We start from the raw sequence: 26,157 nt of genomic DNA, 5'->3' as shown, positions 1-26,157 counted from the left end.
GTTCCTGACGTTCCGCGGGTTTCCGCGCGGTCAGCTGCAAGGCGGAGAAGGGCGCGATACCGGAGGTATCGCAACCGCCGACAACGCCGCAGATGACCGTGCGGAGACCCGCGGAATCACTCCCACTCGATGGTGCCGGGGGGCTTGGACGTCACATCCAGCACCACCCGGTTCACGCCGCTCACCTCGTTGGTGATGCGGTTGGAGATTCTGGCGAGGAGGTCGTAGGGCAGGCGGGTCCAGTCGGCGGTCATCGCGTCTTCCGAGGAGACGGGGCGCAGGACGATGGGGTGGCCGTAGGTGCGGCCGTCGCCCTGGACTCCGACGGAGCGGACGTCGGCGAGGAGGACGACGGGGCACTGCCAGATCTCGGTGTCGAGGCCGGCGGCGGTGAGCTCGGCGCGGACGATGGCGTCGGCGTCCTGGAGGAGGTCGAGCCGCTCCTGGGTGACCTCGCCGACGATGCGGATGCCGAGGCCGGGTCCGGGGAAGGGCTGGCGGCCGACGATGACCTCGGGGAGGCCGAGCTCGCGGCCGATCGCGCGGACCTCGTCCTTGAAGAGGGTGCGGAGCGGCTCGACGAGTGCGAACTGCAGGTCCTCGGGGAGTCCGCCGACGTTGTGGTGGGACTTGATGTTGGCGGTGCCGGTGCCGCCGCCGGATTCGACGACGTCGGGGTAGAGCGTGCCCTGGACGAGGAAGTCGATCGTCTCGCCCTCGCCCTGCGCTTCGAGCACGAGCGCTTCGGCGGCGGCCTCGAAGGTGCGGATGAACTCGCGGCCGATGATCTTGCGCTTCTGCTCCGGGTCGCTGACGCCGGCGAGCGCGTCGAGGAACTGCTCGCGCGCGTCGACGGTGACCAGGCGGACGCCGGTCGCGGCGACGTAGTCCTCCTCGACCTGGCGGCGCTCGTCCTTGCGGAGGAGTCCGTGGTCGACGAAGACGCAGGTGAGCTGGTCGCCGATGGCACGGTGCACGATCGCAGCGGCGACGGCGGAGTCGACTCCGCCGGACAGGCCGCAGATGACGCGTCCGGTGCCGACCTGCTCGCGGATCACGGCGACCTGGTCGTCGATCACGTTGGAGGAGTTCCAGTCGGCCGGGATGCCCGCGGCGCGGTGGAGGAAGTTCTCGATGACGGCCTGGCCGTAGGCGGAGTGCTTGACCTCCGGGTGCCACTGCACGCCGTAGAGGCGGCGCTCGTCGTTGCCGAAGGCGGCGACCGGGGTGGAGCTCGTGGAGGCGAGGACCTCGAAGCCCTCGGGCGCCTGTGCGACCGAGTCGCCGTGGCTCATCCACACCGTCTGGTCGGCGGGCTGCTCGCCGAGGAGCACGCCACCGTCGGTCGAGAGGGCGGCGTCCGTCGCTCCGTACTCGCGCAGCCCCGTGTTGGCGACCTCGCCGCCGAGCGTCTTCGCCATCACCTGGAAGCCGTAGCAGATGCCCAGGACCGGGATCCCGAGGTCGAAGATCGCGGGGTCGAGCTGCGGGGCGCCCTCCTCGTACACGCTGGAGGGGCCGCCCGAGAGGATGATGCCGACGGGCGACTTCGCGGCGATCTCGGCGGCCGTGGCGTTGGAGGGCACGATCTCGGAGTAGACGTTCGCCTCGCGGACCCGGCGGGCGATCAGCTGCGCGTACTGCGCGCCGAAGTCGACGACGAGGACGGGCTGCGCGGCCAGGTGCGGCTGGGGAGCGGTGGGCTGCTCGCTAATGGGGGGCCTCCACGGAGTCGGTCGGGGTCTTCGGGTCGGTGCCGGCGGTCCGGCGCTCGAGGTACTGCTCGACCTCGCGGGCGATGCGGGTCTCGACGAAGAAGGAGAGGGTGGGCACCACGCCGCCGAGCGCGATGAGCACGAAGCGCGTGAACGGCCAGCGCATGAGGCTCCACAGGCGGAAGTCGGCGAAGAGGTAGACGACGTAGAACCAGCCGTGCGCGATCAGGATGCCGGTGGACAGGTTCGCGCCGGTGCCGCTCGACGTGAACTCGCCTCCGGGCACCTCGTACATCGGGGCGAAGTGCAGGACGCCCTGCTGGCCGAAGGCGAACAGCTCGAGGTGGAAGACGTACTTGAGCAGCATCTCCGCGCAGAGCAGGAGCAGCATCACGCCGGTGATGATCGAGGTCACCCGGTAGAAGCGCAGCGCGCTCCGGATCGCAGGGAACTGCGCGGGCTTGGGCTCGAGGGGCATGACGACCAGTTTACGGTGCGGGGGCGGGGGCCTCGGCCCGGTCGCCCAGGTCGGCGCGGGCGCGCTCCTCGGCGTCGAGCGCCTCCTCGGCCTCGCGCTCCCACGCGTCCTTGACGAGGCGGAACCAGAGGTAGAGGGCGAAGCCGGCGAAGACGACCCACTCGATCGCGTAGAAGACGTTGAGCCAGTTCAGCGAGACGTCGCTCACGCGCGCCGGGGAGTCGATGGCCTCGAGGCCGGCGACCGGCTCGTCGACGACGACGTAGCCCTGGTAGACGTCCTGGGGCGGGTCCGGCCAGCGGTTGATCAGCGCGGGGACGGAGAGCGCGGTGAGGGTGGCGGGGTCCAGGCCCTCCGCCGGCGCCTCCGCGGCCTCGTTGGCCACGAGGCGGCCGATGAAGGAGGAGGGCGCCTGCTCGCTCCCGCTGTTCAGCGCGTCCGCGACGGACTGCGCCTGCGCCTCGTCCTGCGTCCAGCCGTAGGCGAGCACCAGGTCGGCGTCGGCGGTGCGGGTGCGGGCGATGACCCACCAGCCCGGCTGCTCGCCGTTCAGGCGGCCGCCGAGGATCTCGGCACCGCCCGGCACGAAGACGGACGAGCCCTCCACACGCTGTCCGTCGGCGGTCGCCGTGATCGAGCGGGAGGGGGTCGCGACCTCGGCGAGCGGGAGCGTCGTCTCCGACACTCCGGAGTCGGGCGCGGCGGCTTCGACCGCGCGGCCGACCTGCCACTGCCCGAGCGCGGCGAAGAGCCCGGCGATCAGGAGTGCGAGCGCCAGCGCGGCGATCCAGCGCGGGCGCCGGGCCACCTGCCCGACCGTGCTCTGCGTCATTCGTCCCTCGTCCGCCCTCGATCCGTGCGGTGTCCCGCGGGCCGGATCGAGCCTAACCCGTGAGTGTGGGAGCTCCGTGGGATCAGTAGTCGGGCTCCCTCGGGCGGCGGGGCCGGGCGTCGTCGGCGCCGTCGGACTGCTGCATCGCCTGGTCGATGAGCGCCTGGCGCATCGGATCGGGGAACTCGTCGTCGAGCTCGTCCGGCTCCGCGGGGCGCCTCGGAGGAGCGGGAACCTCCTCCGCGGAGACGGCGGGCGCGGCCATCGCCGCCTCCACGAGCGCGAAGTCCTCCTCGTCCATGGCCGTGGCCGCTGCGGGTGCCGGGCGGTGCCGCCGCCGCGAGAGGAACGCGCCGATGCTCTCGGAGCGCGAGGCGAGGATCGGCCCGACGATCGCCATGATCAGCACGTAGAGGCCGGCGAAGGGCTGGATCCGCTCGTCGAGCCCCGCCGAGAGCGAGAGCGTCGCCAGGATGAGCGCGAACTCGCCGCGGTTGTGCAGGATGAACGCCGCGTTCAGGCCCGCGCGCGGTCCGAGCTTGTTGAGCCACGCGACGAACTGCCCCGCGCCGAGGTTCAGGACGATGGTCATCACCGCGGCGATCAGCACCGGGACCACGACGCTCGGGAACGCGCCGGGATCCAGTCCGAGACCGAAGTTGACGAAGAAGAAGGCTCCGAACACGTCGCGCAGCGGGATCGCGATGTGCTCGACCCTCGACCGGAACCGCGTCGCTCCGATGACCAGTCCGATCAGGAACGCGCCGATGGCGTCCGTCACTCCGAGGACCTCGCCGATGCCGCCGAACAGGATGGCGAGACCGAAGAACAGGATCGTGAACAGCTCGTCGTCGCGGGTGCGGAAGAAGCGGGAGACGACCTTCCCGCCCCAGCGGGCGATCGCGAACATCACCACGAGGAACGCGAACGCGATGACGAGCTTGAGCACCACCGGCCACGGCTCCGTCTCGCCCGAGAGCACGACGGACACGATCGCCAGGTAGACCGCGATGAAGATGTCCTCGACGACCGTGACGCCCAGGATCATCGGCGTCTCGGGGTTCGCCAGGCGCTTGAGCTCGATCAGCAGCTTGGTGACGATCGCGCTCGAGCTCGTCGCCGTGATGCCGGCGATGATCAGCGCCTCGCGGCTCCCCCAGCCCAGCGCGAAGCCGAAGCCGAGGCCGACGGCCATGTTGACCGCGATGTAGGAGCCGCCGGAGAGGATCAGGCGGCCGGCGTTCCCGAAGAACTCGTCCTGGTCGAACTCCAGGCCGAGGTTGAACAGCAGGAGTATCAGCCCGAAGACCGCGGTCAGCTCGATGTAGCTCGACTCGAAGTCGAGCGGGAAGAGGTGGAAGTTCGGGCTCGCGAGGAGCCCGACGACCATGTAGATCGGGATGGCCGGGAGCCCGATCGTCCTCCCCAGCCGGCCGAGGACGTAGGCGACGACGAACAGGACGCCGAGGACGATGAGGTCTTCGCCGTGGTGCATCCTCAGGCTCCGGGCGGGGCGTCGACCGTCTTGGCGAAGCTGCCGGTGCGGAAGAACGCGAACGCCTTGGCGACCTTCTCGGGGCTGCCGGCGACCACGAGGGTGTCGCCGGGGAAGACGCGGAAGTCGGGGGCCGGCGCCGGGTTGGCGGCGTCGCCCCGGACCACGGCGACGACGGTCAGCCCGACGATCCCTCGGTCGGCGGGCTTGCCGAGCTGCTGTCCGGCGATGTGGTCGTCGTAGTCGACGGTGAACCAGTCGATCGAGAGGCCCGGGATCTGGTCGAGCGCGGTCAGCGACTCCGTGATCTGCGTGCCGCCGAGCAGCTCGGCGAGGGTGTGCGCCTCGTCGTCGCTCAGGCGGAGGGACACCTTGGCGCCGTCCTGGTCGCCCTCGGCGAACGTGATCAGGTCGCTGTGGCCGGAGCGGTGGGCGATGACCCCGACCTTGCCGCCGTCGGCCGTCAGGAACGTGTGCAGAACGCCGACACCGGGCAGTTTGACCCTGCGGACCTCGACCATGCGTGCTCCCTCCGCGCCGTGCGGCGCTCCCACTCGGGACTTCCAGCTTAGGCGCGTGCGGAGCCCTCCTGCCGAGGGAACCCCGACCCGTCGAGGGATCCCGCGGTTCCCGGCCGGCTCGGCGGTCCTGCGTTCCCTCGCTGCCCACAGGTGGTGGGGGGAGTCTCCACAGGAGGAGCGGAGGGAGGGAAAGGGGGCGGAAGCGTGCAGTGGGGATCTGTCGAGACGGGGCGTGCCGCCGGTCGGACGAGTCCGTGCGGCTGCGCCGCGGTACGCGCCGACCGGCGAGTGGGCGGGGGCCTCCGCGGACGAGCGGCAGCAGGCGCGGATCGACGCCGTAGCCGCGACCTGGAGCGCGCCCTTCGTCCTCCGCGAGTCGGCGGCGGCGGCGGTCCGGGACTCCCCTTAGTCGAGCCTCTTGCGGAGACCGTGCATGTCGAGGGGCGACGGACCCGGGCAGCCGGACGTGGAACGGCGTCGCGGAGCGCGCGTCCGCCCTCACCCGCACTGATCGACGGACTCGCCGTCTCGGATCTCGCGCAGACCGCCGTCGATCCGAACCGACCCGGCGTTCCTCGGGGGCCGCTCGCCCGAGCACGTGCTTCTCGCCCAGAAGCGCCGGGAAGACCGTATTCGCGCGCGCGGGTCCGCAGTGTCGTCCGCCGGGCTGGCGCGAGGCCTACGACGCCAGCACGTCCGGCCGGCCCGCGCCGGCGTCCGCCGCGTCCAGGGACTCCCGGGCCGTCGAGGGAGCCCGCTGTTCGCGGTGGCCTCGACGGTCAGGATCGCCTCGGTCGGTGAGCGTCAGCTGGGCTGGTACGGCGCGACGACGACCTCGACCCGCTGGAACTCCTTGAGGTCGGAGTAGCCGGTCGTCGCCATCGAGCGGCGCAGGGCGCCGATGAGGTTCGCCGTGCCGTCGGCGCCGGTGGCCGGGCCGTAGAGGACCTGCTCGAGGGTGCCGACGGTGCCGACCTCGACGCGGCGGCCGCGCGGCAGCTGCGGGTGGTGCGCCTCCGCGCCCCAGTGCCAGCCCCCGCCGGGAGCGTCGGTCGCGCGGGCCAGCGCCGAGCCGAGCATCACGGCGTCCGCGCCCACCGCGACGGCCTTCACGATGTCGCCGGAGGTGCCGAGGCCGCCGTCCGCGATGACGTGCACGTAGCGTCCGCCCGACTCGTCGAGGTAGTCGCGGCGAGCGCCGGCGACATCGGCGACCGCGGTCGCCATCGGAGCCTGGATGCCGAGCGTCGTGCGGGTGGTGGAGGCGGCACCGCCGCCGAACCCGACGAGGACGCCCGCGGCGCCCGTGCGCATGAGGTGCAGGGCCGCGGTGTAGGTGGAGGCGCCGCCGACGATGACGGGCACGTCGAGCTCGTAGATGAACTTCTTGAGGTTCAGCGGCTCGGTGTCGCGCGAGACGTGCTCGGCCGAGACGGTCGTGCCGCGGATGACGAACACGTCGACCCCGGCGTCGACGACGGTCTGGTACAGCTCCGCGGTCCGCTGGGGCGACAGGGCCCCGGCGACGGTGACGCCCGCGGCGCGGATCTCGGCCAGGCGCGCGGTCACCAGCTCAGGGCGGATCGGAGCGGAGTAGATCTCCTGCATCCGCTGCGTCGCGGTCTCGGCCGGTAGCCGGCGGATCTCCTCGAGCAGCGGCTCCGGGTCCTCGTACCGCGTCCACAGACCCTCGAGGTCGAGGACGCCCAGCGCCCCCAGATGCCCGAGCCGGATCGCCGTCGCCGGCGACACCACCGAGTCCATCGGCGCGGCGAGGATCGGCGTCGCGAACTGGTACGCGTCGATCGACCACTTCACCGACACGACCTCGGGGTCGCGCGTCCGGCGGCTCGGGACGACGGCGATGTCGTCGAAGGCATACGCGCGGCGGGCGCGCTTGGCGCGCCCGATCTCGATCTCCATGACGCTGAGTTTACTGTGGCTCGCTCCTCGCTCCGCTCGCTCCTCGCTCCGCTCGTCGCTCGCCCGCGGTCGGCCCGAGCGGATGGTCGCGGTCCGCGGAGCGGGTCGCGTCCGCGCTACGACGATCCGCTCGCACGCGGATCGCCGGTTACCGCTGAGCGGCGTCAGCCGTGGCTCGCTCCTCGCTCCGCTCGCCGCTCGCCCGCGGTCGGCCCGAATGGGCGGTCGCGATCTGCAGAGCGTCCTACGTCCGCGCTACGCCGATCCGCTGGAACGCGGATCGCCGGTCACCGCTGAGCGGTGTCAGCTGTGGCTCGCTCCTCGCTCCGCTCGCCCGCGGTCGGCCCGAGCGGGCGGTCGCGTTCCGCAGAGCGTCCCGCGTCCGCGCTACGCCGATCCGCTCGCACGCGGATCGCCGGCTACCGCTGAGCGGTGTCAGCCGTGGCTCACGACCGCCCGCTCGCCGCTCGCCCGCGGTAGGCCCTAGCGGATGGTCACGTTCCGAAGAGCGGGTCGCGTCCGCGCTACGACGATCCGCTGGAACGCGGATCACCGGCTACCGCTCCTACCGGGCTCCACACCAGTCCGGGATCGACGCGAGCGGGCGCACACCACCAGCAGGTGAAGCCTGCGCGGCCGCCACCACGATTCGCTGCAACGCGGGAAGCCCGTCCCCACTCCGTCGCGCTCGCAAACGGTGCACAACCACTCCCCCGCATCAACAAAGGCGGATGCCCTCCCCCCGCAGTCGCGGCGGCGCCCCGCGCCGCTCGCGCTGCGTCCCCCGCCCCTCAGCCGAGGACCGGCGCTCGTCTCCCGGAGGGAGGCGGCGGATCGGGATCGCGGCCCCTCCGGCGTGGTGGGCGTATGGGCCGCAGGCCCATCGGGCAGAGGGGCCGCGATCCCGATCCGCCGCCGGCCCCCACCAGACCCCTCAGCGCCGGTAGTTCGGCGCCTCCACCACCATCTGCACATCGTGCGGGTGCGACTCCTTCAGCCCGGCCGCCGTGATGCGCACGAACTTCCCGCGCTCCTTCAGCTCGGGGATGGTGCGCGCTCCGACGTAGAACATCGACTGGCGGAGCCCGCCGGCGAGCTGGTACGCCACGTTGGCGAGCGGGCCGCGATAGGGCACCTGGCCCTCGATGCCCTCGGCGATCAGCTTGTCGTCGGTGGGCACGTCGGACTGGAAGTAGCGGTCCTTCGAGTAGGAGGTCCGCTCGCCGCGGGTCTGCAGGGCGCCGAGGGAGCCCATGCCGCGGTAGGTCTTGAACTGCTTGCCGTTCTGGAACACGAGGTCGCCGGGGCTCTCCTCGCAGCCCGCGAGGAGCGAGCCGAGCATCACGGTGTCGGCGCCGGCGACGAGCGCCTTGGCGATGTCGCCGGAGTACTGGAGGCCGCCGTCGGCGATCACCGGCACGCCGGACTCGCGCGCGGCGAGGGACGCCTCGTAGACCGCGGTGACCTGCGGGACTCCGACGCCGGCGACGACGCGGGTGGTGCAGATCGAGCCGGGGCCGACGCCGACCTTGATGGCGTCGGCGCCCGCGTCGACGAGGGCCTGCGCCCCGGAGCGGGTCGCGACGTTGCCGCCGATGACGTCGACGCCGGCGAACGCGGAGTCGGACTTCAGGCGGCGGATGATGTCGAGCACGCCGGCGGAGTCGCCGTTGGCGGTGTCGACGACGATCACGTCGACGCCCGCGTCGAGCAGGGCGGTGGCGCGCTGCCAGGCGTCGCCGAAGAAGCCGATCGCGGCGCCGACCCGGAGGCGGCCCTCGTCGTCCTTCGTGGCGTTGGGGTACTGCTCCGACTTGTCGAAGTCCTTGACCGTGATGAGGCCGGCGAGCTTGCCCTGCGCGTCGACGAGCGGCAGCTTCTCGATCTTGTGCTGCGCGAAGAGGGCGATGACCTCGCTGTCGGGGATGCCGACGCGGCCCGTGATCAGGCCGGTGCTGGTCATCACGTCGCGGACGAGCGTGGTCGCCTTCTCGAACGGCGAGACGAAGCGCATGTCGCGGTTGGTGATGATGCCCACGAGCACGCCGGTGGAGTCGACGACGGGGAGGCCGCTGATCCGGTACTGGCCGCAGAGGTCGTCGACCTGGGCGACGGTGGCGTCCGGGGTGGTGGTGACGGGGTTCGAGACCATGCCCGACTCGCTCCGCTTCACCTTGTCGACCTGGTCGGCCTGGTCGGCGATGGAGAGGTTGCGGTGCAGGACGCCGAGGCCGCCCTGGCGGGCCATCGCGATCGCCATGCGCGCCTCGGTGACGGTGTCCATCGCCGCGGAGAGCAACGGGGTCGCCACGCTGATGCGCTTGGTGAGACGGGAGGCCGTGTCGGCCTCGCTCGGGATGACGTCGGTGTGCCCCGGGAGGAGCATGACGTCGTCGTAGGTGAGTCCGAGGAATCCGAAGGGATCCGGCTGGTCCATCAATGCCCCTTAGCAGGTCGAGTGCGGGAGCCCGGAGAGGACGGGAGGAGTCCGCTCACGAGCGCCACGGTTGTTCGATCTTAAGCGCCGTGAGGCTCGCGGTATTCCTCGACGGCGCGGCCGCCGGGCCGCGGATGGGCGCTGGAGCGCTCTCCTCTCCCTCATAATGTCGTCACGCGTAAGTGCGGACGGTGAAACACCGCCGACACATGCGGAACGTATGGTCAACCAACGTTGTTTGACGACGGCGATTCGGGCGTGCCCGGAGACCCCATCCGTCTGTGCACCCTGACGAGAGGTAGACGTCTTGCTCACAGCCAGCCGTTCGATGCGCCGCCAGCGCTCGACGACCCTGCATCCGACGGACCGGGAGGCGCCCCGTGGATAGGAGACGCCCGAGGCTCCGAGACCGGCTCCTGGCCCTGGGTCTGCTCGCCGCGACCCTCACCGGGATCGCCGCGGCGGCCCCCGCCGCACTCGCCGCCACCACCGCCGACCAGTCGATCATCGCCTGGGTCCGCGTGCAGGGGACGAACGAGAACCTGACGGGGGTGACCGTCGAGATCGGCGGCGACGCCTCCGCGACCGTGACCACCGGCGAGGACGGCCGGGCCACGTTCCCCCTCGACGCCGCGGGCACCTACACGGTGACCGTCGACGAGGAGTCCCTGCCCGCCGACAAGGGCTACCCCGCCGCAGGTCAGAACCCGAAGCAGGTGAAGATCGTCGCCTCGCAGAACCAGATCGTCAACTTCATCGTCTCGACGGCCAACCCGAAGGGCTCCGGAGCGACCGTCCCGGTCCCGACGGACTCCGCGGCTCCGACGAGCCCCGCGACCGAGGGCACGACCGGCAACGACGCGACGAACCCCGACGGCACGTCCAATGCGGTGAACCAGCCGGTGTCGGCCGACACGTTCTGGATCATCTTCTGGCCGAAGGTCGTCACCGGCCTGATCTTCGGGCTCCTGATCGCCCTCGCGGCGATCGGCGCCTCGCTGATCTACGGCGTGACCGGCCTGAACAACTTCGCCCACGGCGAGCTGGTCACCTTCGGCGCGCTGATGGCGTACCTCTTCTCCGGGGTCTTCGGACTCCCGGCGCTGCTGGCCATCCCGATCGCGGTGATCCTCGGCGGGGCCTTCGGCTTCGTCCAGGACGGACTGCTCTGGAAGCCGCTGCGGAAGAAGGGCATCCAGCTCATCCCGCTGATGATCGTGACGATCGGCCTCTCGCTGGCCCTGCGCTACGTGTTCGTCTTCTTCTTCGGAGCCGACCGCCTCTCGCTCCCCAACAGCACCGCTCCGTTCTTCACGGTGCCGGAGCTCGGGATCAGCCTGAAGTTCACCGACATCGTCGGCGCCGTCGTCGGCGTCGTCTGCATCGTCGCCGTGGCCTACGTCCTCACGAAGACGAAGATCGGCAAGGCGATGCGGGCGGTCTCGGACAACCGGGCCCTCGCCTCCGCCTCGGGCATCAACGTCGAGCGCGTCATCCGCGTCGTCTGGGTGATGTCGGGCGCTCTCGCCGCGCTGGCGGGCGTCTACATCGGCTACTACCAGTCGCTGCGCTGGGACACGGGAGCGTCGATCCTGCTGCTGATCTTCGCGGCGATCACGCTCGGCGGACTCGGCTCCGCCTACGGCGCGCTGGTCGGCTCGCTCATCATCGGACTGATGATGAACATCTCGACGATCTGGATCCCGGAGAACCTCAAGTACGTGGCTCCGCTCGTTCTCATGATCATCATCCTCCTGGTCAGGCCGCAGGGAATCCTGGGCCGCAAGGAACGGATCGGCTAGGACACCATGAACCTCAACTTCATCTGGCTGGCGATCGGGCAGATCGTCGATCCCACTGTCGCCGCGTACGCGCTGGCGACCATCGGCCTGGTCATCCACTTCGGATTCACGGGGCTGCTCAACTTCGGACAGGCCGGCTTCATGGCAGTGGGCGGCTACGCCTTCGCCATCACCTCGGTCAAGTTCGAATGGCCCGTCTGGGGCTCCTTCCTCGCGACGATCGTCGCGGCGACCGTCTTCGCGCTCATCCTGGGCATCCCGACGCTCCGGCTGCGGGCCGACTACCTCTCGATCGTGACGATCGCGGCGGCGGAGATCATCCGGCTCTCGGTCAAGACCCCCGAGTTCTCGGCGATCACCGGCGGCTCGGAGGGCATCAACGGCGCGGCGAAGGCGTTCAACGACCTCAACCCGCTCCCCGAGGGCCGCTGGGGCATCGGCGTCCTCACCTACAGCCAGGACCAGTGGTGGGTGCGGATCGTCGGCTGGGGCCTCGTGCTCCTGGCCTGCCTCCTGGTGTTCCTCCTGATGCGCAGCCCCTGGGGCCGCGTCATCAAGGGCATCCGCGAGGACGAGGACGCCGTGCGCTCGCTCGGCAAGAACGTCTTCTCGTACAAGATCCAGGCGCTCATCCTGGGCGGCGTGCTCGGAGGCCTCGCAGGAGCGCTGTTCATCCTCCCCCGCTCGCTCCAGCCCGACAACTACGGCACCCAGCTCACGTTCTTCCTCTACACGATCATGCTGCTGGGCGGCGCCGCGACGGTCTTCGGACCCGTCGTCGGCTCGATCATCTTCTGGGTCGTCCTCGGTCTGACCGACGGACTGCTCACGCTCGGGATCGACACCGGGGTCCTCAACAACGACCTCATCCGCCTCACCACCGTGCAGACCGGGCCCATCCGGTTCATCGTGGTGGGGGTAGCCCTCATGCTCCTGGTGATCTTCAGACCCCAGGGGATCTTCGGCAAGAAGAAGGATCTGCACTTTGCCTAAGACGCCGGTCTCGGACATCACCGAGGAAGCAATCGTCCCCGGGGTCAGGAAGAAGGACCCCATCGTCGTCGCCGACAACGTCAGCCGCCGCTTCGGCGGCCTGACCGCGGTCGACGTCGAGCACCTCGAGATCCCCCGCGGATCCATCACCGCCCTGATCGGCCCGAACGGGGCCGGAAAGACCACGTTCTTCAACCTGCTGACGGGCTTCGACAAGCCCAACACCGGCAAGTGGAACTTCAAGGGCAAGAACCTCGCCAACGTCCCGGCCTACCGGGTGTCGCGGATGGGCATGGTGCGCACGTTCCAGCTCACCAAGGCGCTCGGCGGCATGACGGTGCTCGAGAACATGCTGCTCGGCGCGAAGGGGCAGAAGGGCGAGAACATCTTCACCTCGCTCATCCGCCCGCTGTGGTCGAAGGAGGAGGACTCGATCGAGCAGCGCGCGATCCGCCTGCTCGAGAAGTTCAAGCTGGACACCAAGCGGGACGACTACGCGTCGAGCCTGTCGGGCGGCCAGAAGAAGCTGCTCGAGATGGCGCGGGCGCTGATGTCGGAGCCCGAGCTCGTCATGCTCGACGAGCCGATGGCCGGGGTGAACCCGGCGCTGACGCAGTCGCTCCTGGGTCACATCGTGAACCTGAAGGACGAGGGCATGACCGTGCTCTTCGTCGAGCACGACATGCACATGGTCAACACGATCGCCGACTGGGTGATCGTGATGGCCGAGGGCAAGGTCGTCGCCGAGGGCCCGCCCTCGACCGTGATGAACGACCCGGCCGTCATCGACGCGTACCTGGGCGCGCACCACGACACCGACCTGGGCACGATCGAGGGCCAGCTCGAGATCGCCGAGGAGATGGACTCCGACCTCGTCCGCGAGGACGTGGAGCGGCAGGCGGAGCAGGCCGGCGTCCCGACGCCCGGCCACGACGCTCCGGCCGCCGGAACGGCGTCCCCGTCGGCCTCCGCGCCGACGAGCGTCGCCCCGACGACCGACGCCCCGGCCGTCGAATTCGAGAAGGACGAGAGATGACCGCCGACACGACGACTCCGAACACCCTCGAGACGCACGATCTGCACGCGGGCTACGTGCCGGGGGTCAACATCCTCAACGGCTCGAACGTCTACGTGAAGCGCGGCGAGCTCGTCGGGATCATCGGCCCGAACGGTGCAGGCAAGTCGACGCTGCTGAAGGCGATGTTCGGCCTGGTCAACATCCGCCAGGGCACCGTCCTGCTGAACGGCGAGGACATCACCGGCCTCAAGGCCGACAAGCTGGTGTCCAAGGGCGTGGGCTTCGTGCCGCAGAACAACAACGTCTTCCCGTCGCTCACCATCGAGGAGAACCTCGAGATGGGCATGTACCAGAAGCCGAAGCTGTACAAGGAGCGGCTCGAGTTCGTCACCGAGCTCTTCCCGGAGCTCAGCAAGCGGCTCAAGCAGCGCTCGGGGTCGCTCTCGGGCGGTGAGCGCCAGATGGTGGCGATGTCGCGGGCTCTGATGATGGACCCGTCGATGCTGCTGCTCGACGAGCCCAGCGCCGGCCTGTCCCCGATGCGGCAGGACGAGACCTTCGTCAACGTGCAGCGGATCAACCGCGCGGGCGTCTCGATCATGATCGTCGAGCAGAACGCGCGGCGGGCGCTGCAGATCTGCGACCGCGGCTACGTCCTCGACCAGGGCCGCGACGCCTACGAGGGCGCGGGCCGGGAGCTGATGAACGATCCGAAGGTCATCGAGCTCTACCTGGGCACGCTCGCGACGACCAACGAGGTCACCACGAGCACCCCGACCGTCGGCGGCTGACCCCCGCTGCGAAGGGCCCGTCGTCTCCGGACGGCGGGCCCTTCATCGTTGCCGGGGCGCGGAGCGGGCGCGAGCGGGCCGAGGGGCCGGTGCGGCTCCGGGGCGGAGGCGGGGCCGCTCGCGCAGGGCGCCCGGCGGCTCGGAGACCACTCCGAGCAGGGCGCCGGGCGGCTCGGAGACCACTCCGAGCAGGGCGGGAAGGCAGGCGGCTCGGTGCCCGGAGACGCGCCGGCAAGGGGTGCCGCAGAAGGGAGGCGGGGGGGCCGCTCTCCCGGCGCGGACAGGCCTTCACCGGTCTCTCCGCGATGCCCGCCGAACCCCCGGGAAGTCGGCGGAACGGCGGGCCGGACCCTCGGTCTCCTGTCCGCGGGACGAGGGCAGGACAGCGAGAGTCTCTCCGCACCAGCGACACCCACGAGGGGGACAGGATATCGCCCTGCCTGCCGTAGTTTTGGGTACACGGGACAGCCCTGCAGGGGGACGTCCCGCTCCCCTCTCCCCCGGTAGGGACCGCGATCGGCCGCCGATCTCCTCCCCTCCCCGCAGCGCCTCGAGCGCCGCGTCGTCCGCCTCGAAGGAGCCGACCATGAAGAGATACACCCCCGCCCCTGTGGAACTCGGAGCCGGCTTCGGCACCGGTGCGATCGGCGACTACGAGCGCTGGCGCGTCGTCGGCGTCTACGCCCAGGTCGTCATCGCCGAGACCACCGGCGGCAAGCGCCGCAACTACAGCCGTTCCTTCGTCACGTACCGCCTGGCGCAGGAGGCGGAGCTGCTCCGCGCCTCCTAGGCCCTCCGCACTCCACGAGCGCGCGTCCTCCCACTGGAGGGCGCGCGCTTCTGCGTTCCCGCTCGACGTCGTCGCTCCCGCCCGCGGTTCGGCAGGGCGCCCCCTCGAGGCCGGGAGAGGCGCTCGGAGGCGCGTACAGGCCGTCAGAGCCGCTCCTCCTCCCGGGTGGCTCCTCGACGCCACGCCGGGCCCTGGACGCCGCGGAGCCGTCCGCCCGCACCCGACAGCGGCCACCCTCCCGGACGACCGCCGCGCCTCGCTGCGTCCGCACGACCGGCGCGTCTCCTGCTCTCCGCTCCGGGAACGGCGGAGGGGCCCGGTCCGAAGACCGAGCCCCTCAGGGATGCGGCAGGAGCCGCGTCACCGCGTCGTCAGTTCAGCGAACCCTCGACGGTCTCCTCGAAGGAGGTGGTGTTGCCCGTGCCGTACTTGTAGATCGAGACCGAGGCCTCGCTGGTGTCGCCGTTCTCGTCGAACGAGATCGGGCCGGAGAGGCCGTCGTAGTCGACGTCCTCGCCGTCGGCGATGAGCTTCGCGCAGTCGGCGAAGGTCGTGCACTTGGTGCCGCCCTCCGAGACCGACATGAGGTTGTCGCGGATGGTCGCACCGTCCGTCGCCTTGCCCTGGAGCGCGGCGAGAGCGGTCAGGACCGTGGCGTCGTACGACTCCGGCGCGTAGCTGAACACGGTCAGCGCGTCGTTGCCCTGCGACTCGACGAGCGACTGCAGCTTGCCCTGGAAGTCCTCGGACGCCTGGACGCCCGGGTTGGTGAACTGGGCGCCGGCGATGTCGACGTTGGTGTCGGACTCGCCGATGACGCCGTAGTTGCCGTCCGTGCCGTAGAGCTTCGAGAAGTCGAAGCCCTTGGCCGAGAGCTGCTCCGCGATGGTCTTGATCTCGTCGAACGAGATGACGACCAGCGCGTCGGGGTTCGGGGCGAGGACCGAGGTCAGCGCCGAGTTGAAGTCGGTCGAGGCCGGCTCGAAGATCTCCTCCGCCGCGACGGATGCTCCGCCCGCCTCGAGGGTCTCCTTGATGTTCTTCTCGAGGCCGGTGCCGTACGCGTCGTTCATGTACAGGATCGAGACGTTGGTCTTGCCGTCGCCGAGGATCTTGTTGCCGAGGATGCGGCCCTGGAGCACGTCCGAGGGAGCGGTGCGCCAGTAGTAGCCGTCGTCGTCGTAGGTCGTGAAGTCCGGCGAGGTGTTGGCCGGCGAGATCTGGACGACGCCCGCCTGGGTCACCTGGTCGATGAAGGTCTTCGAGACGCCCGAGGACGCCGCGCCGATGATGGCGGAGACGTTGTCGGCGATGAGGGACGTGGCCGACTGCGTCGCGATGTCGGTCGTGGTGTCGCCCGAGTCCTTCTGCTCCACGTCGATCGTGATGCCGGCCTTGGCGTCGTTGATGTCGACGACCGCCTGGTCGACGCCCGCGATCTCGGGCGGGCCGAGGACGGCGAGGGTGCCGGTCTGCGGGAGGATCGTGCCGATCTTGAGGGACAGGTCGCCCGAGCCGCTGTCGCCGCTCGATCCGCTGTCGCCGCCGCCGGCGCAGCCGGCGAGGACGAGAGCGCTGGCGCCCAGAATGGCGACGCCGCCGAGGGTTGCCCGGAGGGACCGCGCGCGGGCCGAGCCGGCCTTCGCGTAAACGCCCATGTTGCTCCTTGAGAGGTGTGTGTCAGTGGGAGCGGCGCCGGTGGCAACCGCTCGGCCAACCTAACCTTCGAAGCAGCCGTGAACAATACAGGGGTGTTACCAATACGTTTCGCGACCGGATCGTTACCATTCCGCTGTCGCGCCGCGCCAGGACGACGCGTTCCGCAGATCAGACGGAGGATCGGCGCCGTCTGCGCTCCGCGGCGACGAGGTCGCCTGAGAAGATCGCCAGGGCGGCCCACACCAGCGCGAAGCCGATCCAGCGCTCGAGCGGCATCTCCTCGTGCAGGACGAAGGCCCCGACGAGGAACTGCAGGAACGGCGTCAGGTACTGCACGAAGCCGACGATCGACAGCGGGAGGCGCCGGGCGGCGCCCGCGAACAGGAGCAGCGGGACGGCCGTGACGATCCCGGCCGAGGCGAGGATGAGGGCGTGCCCCGTCCCCTCTGTCGTCAGGGTCAGCCCCACCGTGGAGCCGACGACCGCCAGCTGCACCACGGCGAGCGGCGTCAGCCAGAGCGTCTCGAGCGTCAGCCCGCCGACCGCGTCCACCGTGCCGCCGACGCGGCTCTTCACCAGGCCGTAGAGGCCGAACGAGAAGGCGAGGGCGAGCGAGATCCACGGGAAGGATCCGTAGCCCACCGCGATGACCAGCACCGCGACCGCGCTGACGCCCATCGCGGCCCACTGCGGGGGCCGGAGGCGCTCGCGCAGCACCAGGACGCCCAGCAGCACCGTGACCAGCGGGTTCATGAAGTAGCCCAGGGCCGCCTCGATGACGTGGCCCGTGGTCGTGGCGATCACGTAGACCTGCCAGTTGACGTAGATGAGCACGCCCGCGATCGCCATCACGCCGAGAAGGCGGGGGCGGCGCAGCAGCGCGCCGAAGGAGCGCCAGCCGCGGAGGACCGTGAGCAGGATCACGCAGAAGACGAGCGAGAAGAGCACCCGGAACGCGACGATCTCGAACGGCGAGGCCGGCGCCATCGCGATGAAGTAGAGGGGCATCGCACCCCAGAGCAGGTAGGCGGAGAACGCGAACAGCAGCCCCGTGCCGGACATCCCGCCCGGGCGTACCGCCGCTCCGAGCGCCTCCACTCCTTCGCCGACGGGCACGTCCGAAGGGGACGGCGAGACGGACTCGGCAGGGGTGCGGGAGCTGGTCACTCCCCCGATGCTACGCAGGCGCGGGGTGGGAGGACGGCCCCGCAGCGGGCGGATCAGGCCACTGGTCGCGAGGAGGACCGGGAACGACGGAAGGGCCCGCCGACCGAGGTCGACGGGCCCTTCCGAGGGATGCTGCCTAGCGGACGACGACCGCGAGGACGTCGCGAGCGGAGAGGACCAGCAGGTCCTCGCCACCGAACTTGACCTCGGTTCCGCCGTACTTGGAGTAGATCACCTTGTCGCCGACGGCGACGTCGAGCGGCACGCGGTTGCCGTTGTCGTCGATGCGACCGGGTCCGACGGCGACGACCTCGCCCTCCTGCGGCTTCTCCTTGGCGGTATCGGGAATGACGAGACCGGAAGCGGTCACCTGCTCCGCCTCGACCTGCTTGATGACGATGCGATCTTCGAGCGGCTTGATGGACACCGACACGGTTGACCTCTTTCTTGACGACGATGTGGGCGGAACGCGGTTCTGGCACACACGCTCCGAGAGTGCTAGATCCATCGTAGGGGCTCCGCTGGCACTCGTGCAATCAGAGTGCCAAGCAGGGCGGCGGACCCGCGGGGAGGCCGTGGCCTACCATGGCCGGATGCGACGCGACGAGCTGGTCGAGCTCCTCTCCCCCGAGGGCCTCCGGCTCCTCGACTCCCTCGACGGCTACCGGTCCGACGACCTGGTGCGGGCCGTGGCACGCCTCCGGGCCGCCGGCCACTCCCCCGTCCTCGTCGCCGCGGTGCTCACCCAGGCGAGGCTCCGGCAGAAGGCGGAGGCGAAGTTCGGCGAGTTCGCCCGCTCGATGCTCTTCACGGACGCGGGACTCGAGCAGGCGACGCGGCTGCGCGTCGCCGCCCTGCACGCCGGCCGGTTCGCCGCGGCGGGAGCGGCGCGCGTCGCCGACCTCGGCAGCGGGATCGGCGGCGACGCCCTCGCGATGGCCGCGATCGACCTGGCGGTCACCGCCGTCGAGGCCGACGAGGTCACCGCGACCCTGGCCAGCTTCAACCTCGCCCCGTTCCCCGCGGCGAGCGCCGTGCACTCGACGGCCGAGGCCTTCGACCTCGACGGCTTCGACGCCGTCTACCTGGACCCGGCACGCCGCACGGCCGGCCACCGCGAGACCCGCCGGCTCGACGATCCGGACGACTACTCCCCCTCCCTCGACTTCGCGTTCGGCCTGGCCGAGCACCGTCCCGTGGGCGTGAAGGTGGGTCCCGGCTTCGACCGCGAGCGCCTGCCGCGGGACGCCGAGGCGCAGTGGGTCTCGGTCGACGGGGAGCTGGTCGAGACCGGGCTCTGGTTCGGTTCTCTGGCGCGCCCGGGCGTGCGCCGCTCCGCTCTGCTGCTCGGCGCGTCCGGCTCCTCCGAGCTCACCGCGGCGGGCGACAGCGAGGACGAGGAGGTCGGCCCCCTCGGCGCGTTCGTGCACGAGCCGGACGGCTCCGCGATCCGCGCGCGCCTCCTGGGCGAGCTCGCGCGCTCCAGCGGCTCGCGGATGCTCTCGCCCGGCATCGCCTACCTGACGGGCGACGATGCGGCCGCCTCGCCCTTCCTCCGCAGCTTCCGGGTCCTCGCCGAGCTGCCGCTGGACGAGCGCACGCTGGCGAAGGAGCTGCGCACCCGCGGCATCGGCGTGCTCGAGATCAAGAAGCGCGGGGTGGACGTCGACCCCGCCCGCTTCCGCAAGCGGCTGGGCCTCTCCGGCACCGGCAGCGCGGTGCTGATCCTGACGCGGATCGCCGGGCGCCACCGCGCGCTGCTCGCAGAGCGCGTCGAGCGGCCCGCGCCGGCTCAGTAGCCGGAGGTGCCGGCGGCGAGGGCGACCACGACGAAGACGAGGAAGACCGCCAGGTAGATCAGCGAGACGGCGATGCCGGCGAACCCGGTGATGATCGCGGTCAGCGCGAAGCCGCGTGCGGCCGGCTCGCGCCGGCGTCCGAGGAAGCCGAGCACGACGGCCGGAGCCGACAGCAGGAAGCCGAAGCCGGCGGCGAAGAGCGTGATGACCAGGCCGACGATGCCGAGGATCATCCCGACGAGGCTCAGCGTGCGGGGGACGACGGGCGCCGGTGCGGCCGCGTAGGCGGCGGGGTGGCCGGGCGCGGTGTCGTCGGTCACGGTGTCCTCCTGGTGGTGCGGGCGCCCCCGAGCCTCGGAGGCGTGTCGATCAGTACCCGGTCGAGGGCATGGTCGCCGCGATCGAGAAGAGCGCGACGAACGAGATGATGGTGATGATGATCGCGACGAAGCCGATGATGACGGCGGCGAGGGCGAGGCCGCGGCCCTTCTCCCCCGTGCGCTTGATCTGCGACAGGGCGATGAAGCCCAGCACGATGCCCACGATGGAGACGAAGAACGAGGCGATGAAGCCGATGATCGCCAGGATGTTGTAGCGGTCGGACGCGGGCGTGTACGGAGTGGTCATGGAATCCCCCAGGGTCAGGAACGAGCGGATGCGGCCAAGAGTGGCAGTGGCACGATCCGCCTGTCAAAAAGCTGGACGGCGCTTGCGCGGCCCGGCCGCCGCCCGGTAGAGGCCTCAGCGGACCTGGATCTCGGTGACCGGGAGGGTCGAGTCGGCCCCGAAGCCGAGCCCCGACGGCGGATGCCCCGCCTCGATCAGCTGCGCCGCCAGTGCGGCGATCATCGCGCCGTTGTCGGTGCAGAGCGAGAGCGCCGGGATCCGGAGGGTCACTCCCGCGGCCGCGCACCGCTCCTCCGCCAGCGCGCGCACCCGGGCGTTGGCGACCACGCCGCCGCCGAGCAGGAGGCGCGGCACGCCCCGGTCGCGGCAGGCGGCGAGCGCCTTCGTGAGCAGGACGTCGGCGACCGCCTCGCGGAAGCTCGCCGCGACGTCGGCCACGGGCACCTCCTCCCCCGCGTCCTGGCGCTTCTCGACCCAGCGGGCGACCGCGGTCTTCAGCCCTGAGAACGAGAAGTCGTAGCGGTGGCGCTCGAGGTCCTTCGGCAGGCTGAGCCCGCGGGGGAAGCGGATCGCCTTCGGGTCCCCGTCCGCCGCCACCCGGTCGATCTGCGGTCCGCCCGGATAGGGCAGGCCCAGGACTCGCGCCACCTTGTCGAAGGCCTCGCCGGCGGCGTCGTCGATGGTCTCGCCGAGCAGCTCGACGTCCGACACCAGATCGCGCACGTGCAGGAGCGAGGTGTGCCCGCCCGAGACCAGCAGCGCGATCGTCGGCACCTCGACGGGGCTGCCCTCGCTGCCGTCTGCACGGAGGACATCGGCTCCCACGTGGCCGACGAGGTGGTTCACGGCGTAGAGCGGCAGGCCGAGCGAGACGGCGAGCGCCTTCGCCGCTCCGACGCCGACCATGAGGGCGCCCGAGAGTCCCGGTCCGCTGGTGACCGCGATCGCGTCCAGGTCGCCGAGCGCGACACCGGCCTCGGAGAGCGCCGCGTGCAGGGCGGGCTCGAGCGCCTCCAGGTGCGCCCGGGCGGCCACCTCGGGCACGACGCCGCCGTAGCGGGCGTGCTCCTCCATCGAGGAGGCGATGGTGTTCGAGAGCAGCGTCGTGCCGCGGACGATGCCGATCCCCGTCTCGTCGCAGCTGGTCTCGATGCCGAGGACGAGGGGTCCGGTGCTCACGGGGTCTCCTGGGTCGGGGTCGGCGGCAGGCGCATCACGATCGCGTCCACTCCGTCGGGCTGGTAGTAGGCGGGGCGGACGCCGATCTCCTCGAAGCCCTCCGAGCGGTAGAGGGTCTGCGCGGCGGGGTTGTCGGCGCGGACCTCGAGGAAGACCTCGCGGGCGCCGCGTTCGCCGGCCGCCTCGAGGAGCGCGCGCAGCAGTCGGCGGCCGAGGCCGGTGCGGCGGACCCGGGCGACGACCGCGATCGTCTGCACGTCGCCCTCGTGGGCGCCGACGGGGCAGAGGAGCCCGGCGTAGCCGACCACCTCGCCGTCCTGCTCGGCGACCAGGTACCGGGTGTGACGGCTCCGGATCTCCTCCGCCATCATCCCGCGCGACCAGGCGTCGCCGGCGAACTCGGACTCCTCGATCGCCATGACAGCGTCGAGGTCGTCCGCCTGCGCGTCGCGGAGCACGGCCTCGCTCATGCGGTCACCCGCTTGGGGCCGGCGGACAGCGTGACGTCGGGCGAGCGGAGGTAGAGGGGCTCGTCCGCGGCGCCGGGCCGACCGGCCGCGCGCAGGCGGGCGGCCACGACTCCGAGCTCGCCGGCGGAGACCGTCTCGGCCTCCAGGCGCGGGAGCTCCGGATGCGGGAGGGCCGGCGGCTTGTCCAGGCCCGGGCCGGCGAGACGGACGGGGAGGCCCTGGTCGTCGAGCCCGTCGTAGGCGCTCCAGTACAGCTCTCGGCGGCGGGCGTCGGTGACGACGAGGAAGCCCGCGGCGCGCCCGTGCCGCAGCGCGGCGAGCGCGATCGCGTCGTGCGAGACCACGGGGAGGGTGGGGACGCCGCGGCCGAGCGCGAAGGCCCGGGCGGCGGCGATCCCGACCCGGAGGCCGGTGAAGGGGCCGGGGCCCATGCCCACGGCGACCGCCTCGATGCCCCCGGGAGCCACGTCGGCCGCCTCGAGCGCCTCCTGGATCAGCCGGCCGACCACCTCCGCGTGGCGCATGGTGTCGGTCTCGGTGCGCTCCGAGCGCACGGCGCCCGCGGAGTCGACGACGGCGACGGAGGTTCCGGAGGAGGTGTCGATCGCGAGGAGCACGCGTCCAGGGTACCCGCGGGCTCAGCTCCAGCCGGTGCCGCGGAAGCGGACGGTCCGCGGCTCGATCGGCTCCTCGCCCTCCTCGGCGTCGGAGCCGGCGGTCGGCCGCTCGATGACCACGTCGAGCCAGGACTCCGCGACGCCGTCCAGCATCCCGGCGCCCCACTCCACGACGACCACCGAGCGCGCCGGATCGAGGTCGAGGTCGTCGAGCTCGACCGGCGAGCCCACGCGGTAGGCGTCGACGTGCACGAGCGGCGGCCCGTCGTGCAGCGGCGGGTGCGTCCGCGCGATCACGAAGGTGGGGCTCGTCACGGGACCCCGCACGTCGAGGCCCTCGCCGAGCCCGCGCGTGAAGGTCGTCTTGCCCGCGCCGAGCGGCCCGGTCAGCACCAGCAGGTCGCCGGCGCGCAGCACTCGGCCGAGCTCGCGGCCGAGCTCCGCCATGGCCTCCGGATCGGCGACCTCGACGACGCGGTCCGCGAACCAGGAGCGCTCAGGCACGGCCGTCCGCCGCGCTCAGCAGCCGCCGCTGGACCCGCGGCCCGAGCCGGGTGACCAGCTCGTAGTTGATGGTGCCGCACCACCGCGCCCACTCGTCTACCGAGGGGACGCCGGTCGTCGGGTCGCCCCAGAGCGTCACCGGGTCGCCCGTCGCGACGCTCGCATCCCCCACGTCGACGACGAACTGGTCCATCGCGACCCGCCCGGCGATCCGGTGGCGGCGGCCGCCGATCGAGACCTCCGCGACGCCGGAGGCGCTCCGCGGGATGCCGTCCGCGTAGCCGAACGGCACGAGCGCGAGGGTCGTCCCGCCCTCGGCCCGCCAGGTGTAGTCGTAGCTCACGCCGGTCCCGTGGGGCACCCGGCGGACGCCGGCGACGCGGCCCTGCAGCGTCATCGCCGGGACGAGCCCGATCTGGAGCGAGGTCTCGTCCTCGAACGGCGAGAGTCCGTAGAGGGCGATGCCGCTGCGCACCATGTCGAGGCGGGCCTCCGGGAGGCGCAGCGCCGCCGCCGTCGCCGCGAGGTGCAGGACCGGCGCCTGCACCCCGTGCGCCGCCAGCACGGCCTCGGCGCGGCGGAGGAGCGCGAGCTGGGCGAGGTCGTCCTCGCGCGAGGTGTTGGACAGGTGCGAGAACAGCCCGGTGAGGTGGACGGTGCCGCGAGCGCTGTGACGGGCGAGCGCCTCCGCCAGGTGCGGCCACTCCTCCTCCGCGGCGCCGTTGCGACTGAGGCCCGTGTCGACCTTGAGCTGCACGGCCGCGCGCACGCCGCGGTCCTCCGCCGACTGCGCGAGCGTGTCGAGCTGGTCGACCGAGGAGACGGCGACGTCGATCGAGTGCTCGAGCGCCGCGTCGAAGTCCTCGCCGGGGTCGTGCAGCCAGCAGAGGATCGGAGCGACGACGCCTGCCTCGCGCAGGGCCACGGCCTCCCGCAGCTCCGCGGTGCCGAGGGCGTCCGCGCCGCCGTCGAGCGCCGCCTGCGCCGCGGCCAGGGCGCCGTGCCCGTAGCCGTTGGCCTTGACGACGGCCATGAGCCGGCGAGCGCCGGTGAGCTCGCGCAGACGCGCGGCGTTCGCCGCCATCGCGTCGACGTCGATCACCGCCTCGCGGTACGACGCAGGGACGCTCACGACTCGGCCACCACGAACGCGCAGGCCACGCCCGCGTCGTGCGTCATCGAGAGGTGCACGCGCGTGATCCCCCGCGCCTCCGCGGCCGCCCGGGCCGGGCCGTGCAGCGCGAAGGACGGATTCCCGTGCTCGTCCCGCTCGACGACCATGTCGTGCCAGCGGGCGCCCACGGAGTCGCCGAGCGCCTTGATCAGCGCCTCCTTGGCGGCGAAGCGGCCCGCCAGCGAGGCGACGGGGAGCGAGCGTTCGCTCTCGGCGAACAGCCGGTCGCGGAGCCGGGGCGTGCGCGTCAGCGAGCGCTCGAAGCGCGCGAGGTCCACGACGTCCACCCCGATCCCCACGATCACGGCTCGATCACTCGACCGTGACCGACTTGGCGAGATTGCGCGGCTGGTCGACGTCGAGGCCCTTGGCGGCGGCGAGCTCCATCGCGAACATCTGCAGCGGGGTGACAGCGAGCAGCGGCTCGAACAGCGGGTCGGCGAGCGGGATCGGCACGACCTCGTCGGCGATCTGGATCGCGGCCGTGTCGCCCTGCTCCGCGATCGCGATGACGCGGGCGCCGCGAGCCTTGATCTCCTGGATGTTCGAGATCACCTTGCGCTGGAGCTCGTACGACTCGCTCGGGCTCGGCACGATCACGAAGACGACCTGGCCCGGCTCGATCAGTGCGATCGGGCCGTGCTTGAGCTCGCCCGCCGCGAAGCCCTCGGCGTGGATGTAGGCGAGCTCCTTGAGCTTCAGCGCACCCTCGAGCGCCACCGGGTAGCCGACGTGGCGACCGAGGAACAGCACCGCCCGGGTGTCGGCCATCCAGCCGGCCAGCTGGGCGATGTCGTCGGAGGCGTCGAGCACGCGGGAGAGCTTCTCCGGGATCGCGGCGAGCTGGGCCGCCTGCGAGGCGACGAGCTCGGTGGAGGCGGCTCCGCGCACCGCGGCGAGGTGCAGCCCGAAAAGGTAGAGCGCCGCGATCTGGGCGACGAAGGCCTTGGTCGAGGCGACCGCCACCTCCGGTCCCGCGTGCGTGTAGAGCACGGCGTCCGACTCGCGTGGGATCGTCGCGCCCTGGGTGTTGCAGACCGAGAGCGTCTTGGCGCCGTGCTCGCGGGCGTACTTGACCGCCATCAGCGTGTCCATCGTCTCGCCGGACTGGCTGATCGAGACGACGAGGGTGCGCGGGGTGAGCACCGGGTCGCGGTAGCGGAACTCGTGGCTGAGCTCGACCTCGACGGGGACGCGCGCCCATTTCTCGATCGCGTACTTGGCGACCATGCCCGAGTAGGCGGCCGTGCCGCAGGCGATGATCGTGATGCGGTCGATCTCCGTCAGCACCGGACCGAGCGCGTCGAGCTCCGGCAGCGTGATCGCGCCCTCGTGGATGCGGCCGCGGAGCGTGTTCGCGACGGCCTCGGGACCCTCGGTGATCTCCTTGGCCATGAAGCTCGACCAGCCGCCCTTCTCGGACGCCGACGCGTCCCAGGCGATCTCGAACGGCTCGGTCTCGACGGGGTTGCCGAAGAAGTCGGTCACCGTGACGAGCTCCGGGGTGATCGTGACGATCTGGTCCTGGCCGATGGCGACCGCGCGGCGGGTGAACTCGACGAACGCCGCGACGTCGGAGCCGAGGAAGTTCTCCCCGTCGCCCAGGCCGATCACGAGCGGCGAGTTGCGGCGCGCGCCGACGACCACGCCGGGCTGGTCCTGGTGCAGGGCGAGCAGGGTGAACGCGCCCTCGAGGTGCGCGACGACGGCCTGGAAGGCGAGCACGAGGTCGCCGGTGCGGCGGTACTCGCGGGCGATCAGGTGCGCGGCCACCTCGGTGTCGGTCTCGCTCTCGAAGACGGCGCCCTCGGCGAGCAGCTGCTCCTTGAGCGGCTGGAAGTTCTCGATGATGCCGTTGTGGATGACGGCGAGCCTGCCCTCGTCCGCGAGGTGGGGGTGGGCGTTGCGGTCGGTCGGGCCGCCGTGCGTCGCCCAGCGGGTGTGGCCGATGCCCGTGGTGCCCTCGGCCAGCGGGTGCGCTTCGAGGTCGTCGACGAGGACGCTGAGCTTGCCCGAGCGCTTGCGGCTGTCGAGCTGCCCGTCGGCGTCGATCACGGCCACGCCGGCCGAGTCGTAGCCGCGGTACTCCAGACGCTTCAGGCCCCCGAGCAGCACGGCCAGGCTGTCGCGCTCACCGACGTATCCAACGATTCCACACATGCGCTC

25 protein-coding genes are annotated in these 26,157 nt (G+C 71.4%); 6 read left to right on the top strand and 19 right to left on the bottom strand.

The genetic code is table 11. From position 1 onward, the window contains the following. Nucleotides 1-116 precede the first annotated feature (116 nt). The 7 genes from guaA to guaB all read right to left on the bottom strand — a co-directional run bounded on the left by guaA (nucleotide 117) and on the right by guaB (nucleotide 9,401). A complete protein-coding gene (guaA, locus tag C5C44_RS12630) occupies nucleotides 117-1,682 on the bottom strand; it encodes a glutamine-hydrolyzing GMP synthase (RefSeq protein ID WP_104335957.1) in 1,566 nt (521 codons plus the stop codon). 28 nt (nucleotides 1,683-1,710) lie between these two features. Continuing rightward, nucleotides 1,711-2,193, bottom strand: a complete 483-nt coding sequence (locus C5C44_RS12625) for a DUF3817 domain-containing protein (RefSeq protein WP_104234169.1) — start codon at nucleotides 2,191-2,193, stop codon at nucleotides 1,711-1,713. Between the two features lie 10 nt (nucleotides 2,194-2,203). Further along, the gene (locus C5C44_RS12620; protein ID WP_104292891.1) at nucleotides 2,204-3,025 is read right to left on the bottom strand and encodes an SURF1 family cytochrome oxidase biogenesis protein; all 822 of its coding nucleotides are present in this window, start codon (nucleotides 3,023-3,025) and stop codon (nucleotides 2,204-2,206) included. An 82-nt stretch (nucleotides 3,026-3,107) separates the two neighbouring features. Then, nucleotides 3,108-4,520, bottom strand: a complete 1,413-nt coding sequence (locus C5C44_RS12615; protein ID WP_104224735.1) for a cation:proton antiporter — start codon at nucleotides 4,518-4,520, stop codon at nucleotides 3,108-3,110. A 2-nt stretch (nucleotides 4,521-4,522) separates the two neighbouring features. Next, nucleotides 4,523-5,041 (bottom strand): cation:proton antiporter regulatory subunit, encoded by a 519-nt coding sequence (locus C5C44_RS12610; RefSeq protein ID WP_068256939.1) that lies wholly within the window; start codon nucleotides 5,039-5,041, stop codon nucleotides 4,523-4,525. A gap of 804 nt (nucleotides 5,042-5,845) precedes the next feature. Then, nucleotides 5,846-6,964 (bottom strand): GuaB3 family IMP dehydrogenase-related protein, encoded by a 1,119-nt coding sequence (locus C5C44_RS12605; protein WP_104224734.1) that lies wholly within the window; start codon nucleotides 6,962-6,964, stop codon nucleotides 5,846-5,848. 934 nt (nucleotides 6,965-7,898) lie between these two features. Continuing rightward, entirely contained in the window at nucleotides 7,899-9,401 is a 1,503-nt protein-coding gene (guaB, locus tag C5C44_RS12600; RefSeq protein ID WP_104335956.1) for an IMP dehydrogenase, read from the bottom strand. 380 nt (nucleotides 9,402-9,781) lie between these two features. On the opposite strand from guaB, the gene C5C44_RS12595 reads away from it, so the two are divergent. The 5 genes from C5C44_RS12595 to C5C44_RS12575 all read left to right on the top strand — a co-directional run bounded on the left by C5C44_RS12595 (nucleotide 9,782) and on the right by C5C44_RS12575 (nucleotide 14,795). Continuing rightward, a complete protein-coding gene (locus C5C44_RS12595; RefSeq protein WP_104224732.1) occupies nucleotides 9,782-11,203 on the top strand; it encodes a branched-chain amino acid ABC transporter permease in 1,422 nt (473 codons plus the stop codon). 6 nt (nucleotides 11,204-11,209) lie between these two features. Continuing rightward, nucleotides 11,210-12,196: a branched-chain amino acid ABC transporter permease gene (locus C5C44_RS12590; protein ID WP_104224731.1), complete on the top strand. Its 987-nt coding sequence runs from the start codon at nucleotides 11,210-11,212 to the stop codon at nucleotides 12,194-12,196. Continuing rightward, nucleotides 12,189-13,232, top strand: coding sequence for an ABC transporter ATP-binding protein (locus C5C44_RS12585; protein ID WP_104224730.1), 1,044 nt, complete (start codon nucleotides 12,189-12,191; stop codon nucleotides 13,230-13,232). The genes C5C44_RS12590 and C5C44_RS12585 overlap by 8 nt, the downstream gene beginning before the upstream one ends. Next, on the top strand, nucleotides 13,229-14,005 hold the full coding sequence (locus C5C44_RS12580; RefSeq protein WP_104224729.1) for an ABC transporter ATP-binding protein: 777 nt from the start codon (nucleotides 13,229-13,231) through the stop codon (nucleotides 14,003-14,005). Before C5C44_RS12585 ends, C5C44_RS12580 begins: the two co-directional genes overlap by 4 nt. Before the next feature lie 586 nt (nucleotides 14,006-14,591). Beyond that, the gene (locus C5C44_RS12575) at nucleotides 14,592-14,795 is read left to right on the top strand and encodes a hypothetical protein (protein ID WP_146076626.1); all 204 of its coding nucleotides are present in this window, start codon (nucleotides 14,592-14,594) and stop codon (nucleotides 14,793-14,795) included. 371 nt (nucleotides 14,796-15,166) lie between these two features. Here the strand turns inward: C5C44_RS12575 and C5C44_RS12570 are convergent, their stop codons facing one another. From C5C44_RS12570 to groES, 3 genes are all read right to left on the bottom strand, one after another. Then, nucleotides 15,167-16,453, bottom strand: coding sequence for an ABC transporter substrate-binding protein (locus tag C5C44_RS12570; RefSeq protein WP_104234163.1), 1,287 nt, complete (start codon nucleotides 16,451-16,453; stop codon nucleotides 15,167-15,169). 169 nt (nucleotides 16,454-16,622) lie between these two features. Next, complete coding sequence (rarD, locus tag C5C44_RS12565) at nucleotides 16,623-17,516, bottom strand: EamA family transporter RarD (protein ID WP_104335955.1); 894 nt, start codon at nucleotides 17,514-17,516, stop codon at nucleotides 16,623-16,625. Between the two features lie 241 nt (nucleotides 17,517-17,757). Then, a complete protein-coding gene (gene groES / locus C5C44_RS12560) occupies nucleotides 17,758-18,054 on the bottom strand; it encodes a co-chaperone GroES (protein ID WP_097167691.1) in 297 nt (98 codons plus the stop codon). Between the two features lie 160 nt (nucleotides 18,055-18,214). On the opposite strand from groES, the gene C5C44_RS12555 reads away from it, so the two are divergent. After that, a complete protein-coding gene (locus tag C5C44_RS12555) occupies nucleotides 18,215-19,420 on the top strand; it encodes an SAM-dependent methyltransferase (RefSeq protein WP_104335954.1) in 1,206 nt (401 codons plus the stop codon). On the opposite strand, the gene C5C44_RS12550 is transcribed toward C5C44_RS12555, so the two are convergent. From C5C44_RS12550 to glmS, 9 genes are all read right to left on the bottom strand, one after another. Next, the gene (locus tag C5C44_RS12550; protein WP_104335953.1) at nucleotides 19,414-19,740 is read right to left on the bottom strand and encodes a hypothetical protein; all 327 of its coding nucleotides are present in this window, start codon (nucleotides 19,738-19,740) and stop codon (nucleotides 19,414-19,416) included. The two genes, C5C44_RS12555 and C5C44_RS12550, sit on opposite strands and share 7 nt — an antisense overlap. 49 nt (nucleotides 19,741-19,789) lie before the next feature. Continuing rightward, nucleotides 19,790-20,047 (bottom strand): DUF4190 domain-containing protein, encoded by a 258-nt coding sequence (locus C5C44_RS12545; protein ID WP_104225014.1) that lies wholly within the window; start codon nucleotides 20,045-20,047, stop codon nucleotides 19,790-19,792. A 114-nt stretch (nucleotides 20,048-20,161) separates the two neighbouring features. After that, nucleotides 20,162-21,226 carry a tRNA (adenosine(37)-N6)-threonylcarbamoyltransferase complex transferase subunit TsaD gene (gene tsaD / locus C5C44_RS12540; protein WP_104225013.1) on the bottom strand — a complete coding sequence of 355 codons (1,065 nt, stop codon included), beginning with the start codon at nucleotides 21,224-21,226 and terminating at the stop codon, nucleotides 20,162-20,164. After that, nucleotides 21,223-21,696, bottom strand: coding sequence for a ribosomal protein S18-alanine N-acetyltransferase (gene rimI, locus C5C44_RS12535; RefSeq protein ID WP_104227416.1), 474 nt, complete (start codon nucleotides 21,694-21,696; stop codon nucleotides 21,223-21,225). Before rimI ends, tsaD begins: the two co-directional genes overlap by 4 nt. Next, nucleotides 21,693-22,313, bottom strand: a complete 621-nt coding sequence (tsaB, locus tag C5C44_RS12530; protein WP_104327882.1) for a tRNA (adenosine(37)-N6)-threonylcarbamoyltransferase complex dimerization subunit type 1 TsaB — start codon at nucleotides 22,311-22,313, stop codon at nucleotides 21,693-21,695. The genes rimI and tsaB overlap by 4 nt, the downstream gene beginning before the upstream one ends. A 21-nt stretch (nucleotides 22,314-22,334) precedes the next feature. After that, nucleotides 22,335-22,760, bottom strand: a complete 426-nt coding sequence (tsaE, locus tag C5C44_RS12525; protein WP_104225016.1) for a tRNA (adenosine(37)-N6)-threonylcarbamoyltransferase complex ATPase subunit type 1 TsaE — start codon at nucleotides 22,758-22,760, stop codon at nucleotides 22,335-22,337. A 49-nt stretch (nucleotides 22,761-22,809) separates the two neighbouring features. Further along, nucleotides 22,810-23,949 carry an alanine racemase gene (gene alr, locus C5C44_RS12520; protein ID WP_104335952.1) on the bottom strand — a complete coding sequence of 380 codons (1,140 nt, stop codon included), beginning with the start codon at nucleotides 23,947-23,949 and terminating at the stop codon, nucleotides 22,810-22,812. Further along, nucleotides 23,946-24,296, bottom strand: coding sequence for a holo-ACP synthase (locus C5C44_RS12515; RefSeq protein WP_104225009.1), 351 nt, complete (start codon nucleotides 24,294-24,296; stop codon nucleotides 23,946-23,948). Before C5C44_RS12515 ends, alr begins: the two co-directional genes overlap by 4 nt. Before the next feature lie 7 nt (nucleotides 24,297-24,303). Next, entirely contained in the window at nucleotides 24,304-26,151 is a 1,848-nt protein-coding gene (gene glmS, locus C5C44_RS12510) for a glutamine--fructose-6-phosphate transaminase (isomerizing) (RefSeq protein WP_104227413.1), read from the bottom strand. Nucleotides 26,152-26,157: the final 6 nt, after the last annotated feature.

Source organism: Rathayibacter sp. AY1F6 (genome assembly GCF_002932035.1).
Classification (GTDB): domain Bacteria; phylum Actinomycetota; class Actinomycetes; order Actinomycetales; family Microbacteriaceae; genus Rathayibacter.
The sequence above is the reverse complement of the archived record's forward strand: the minus strand, read 5'-3'. Positions and strand labels throughout refer to the sequence as shown.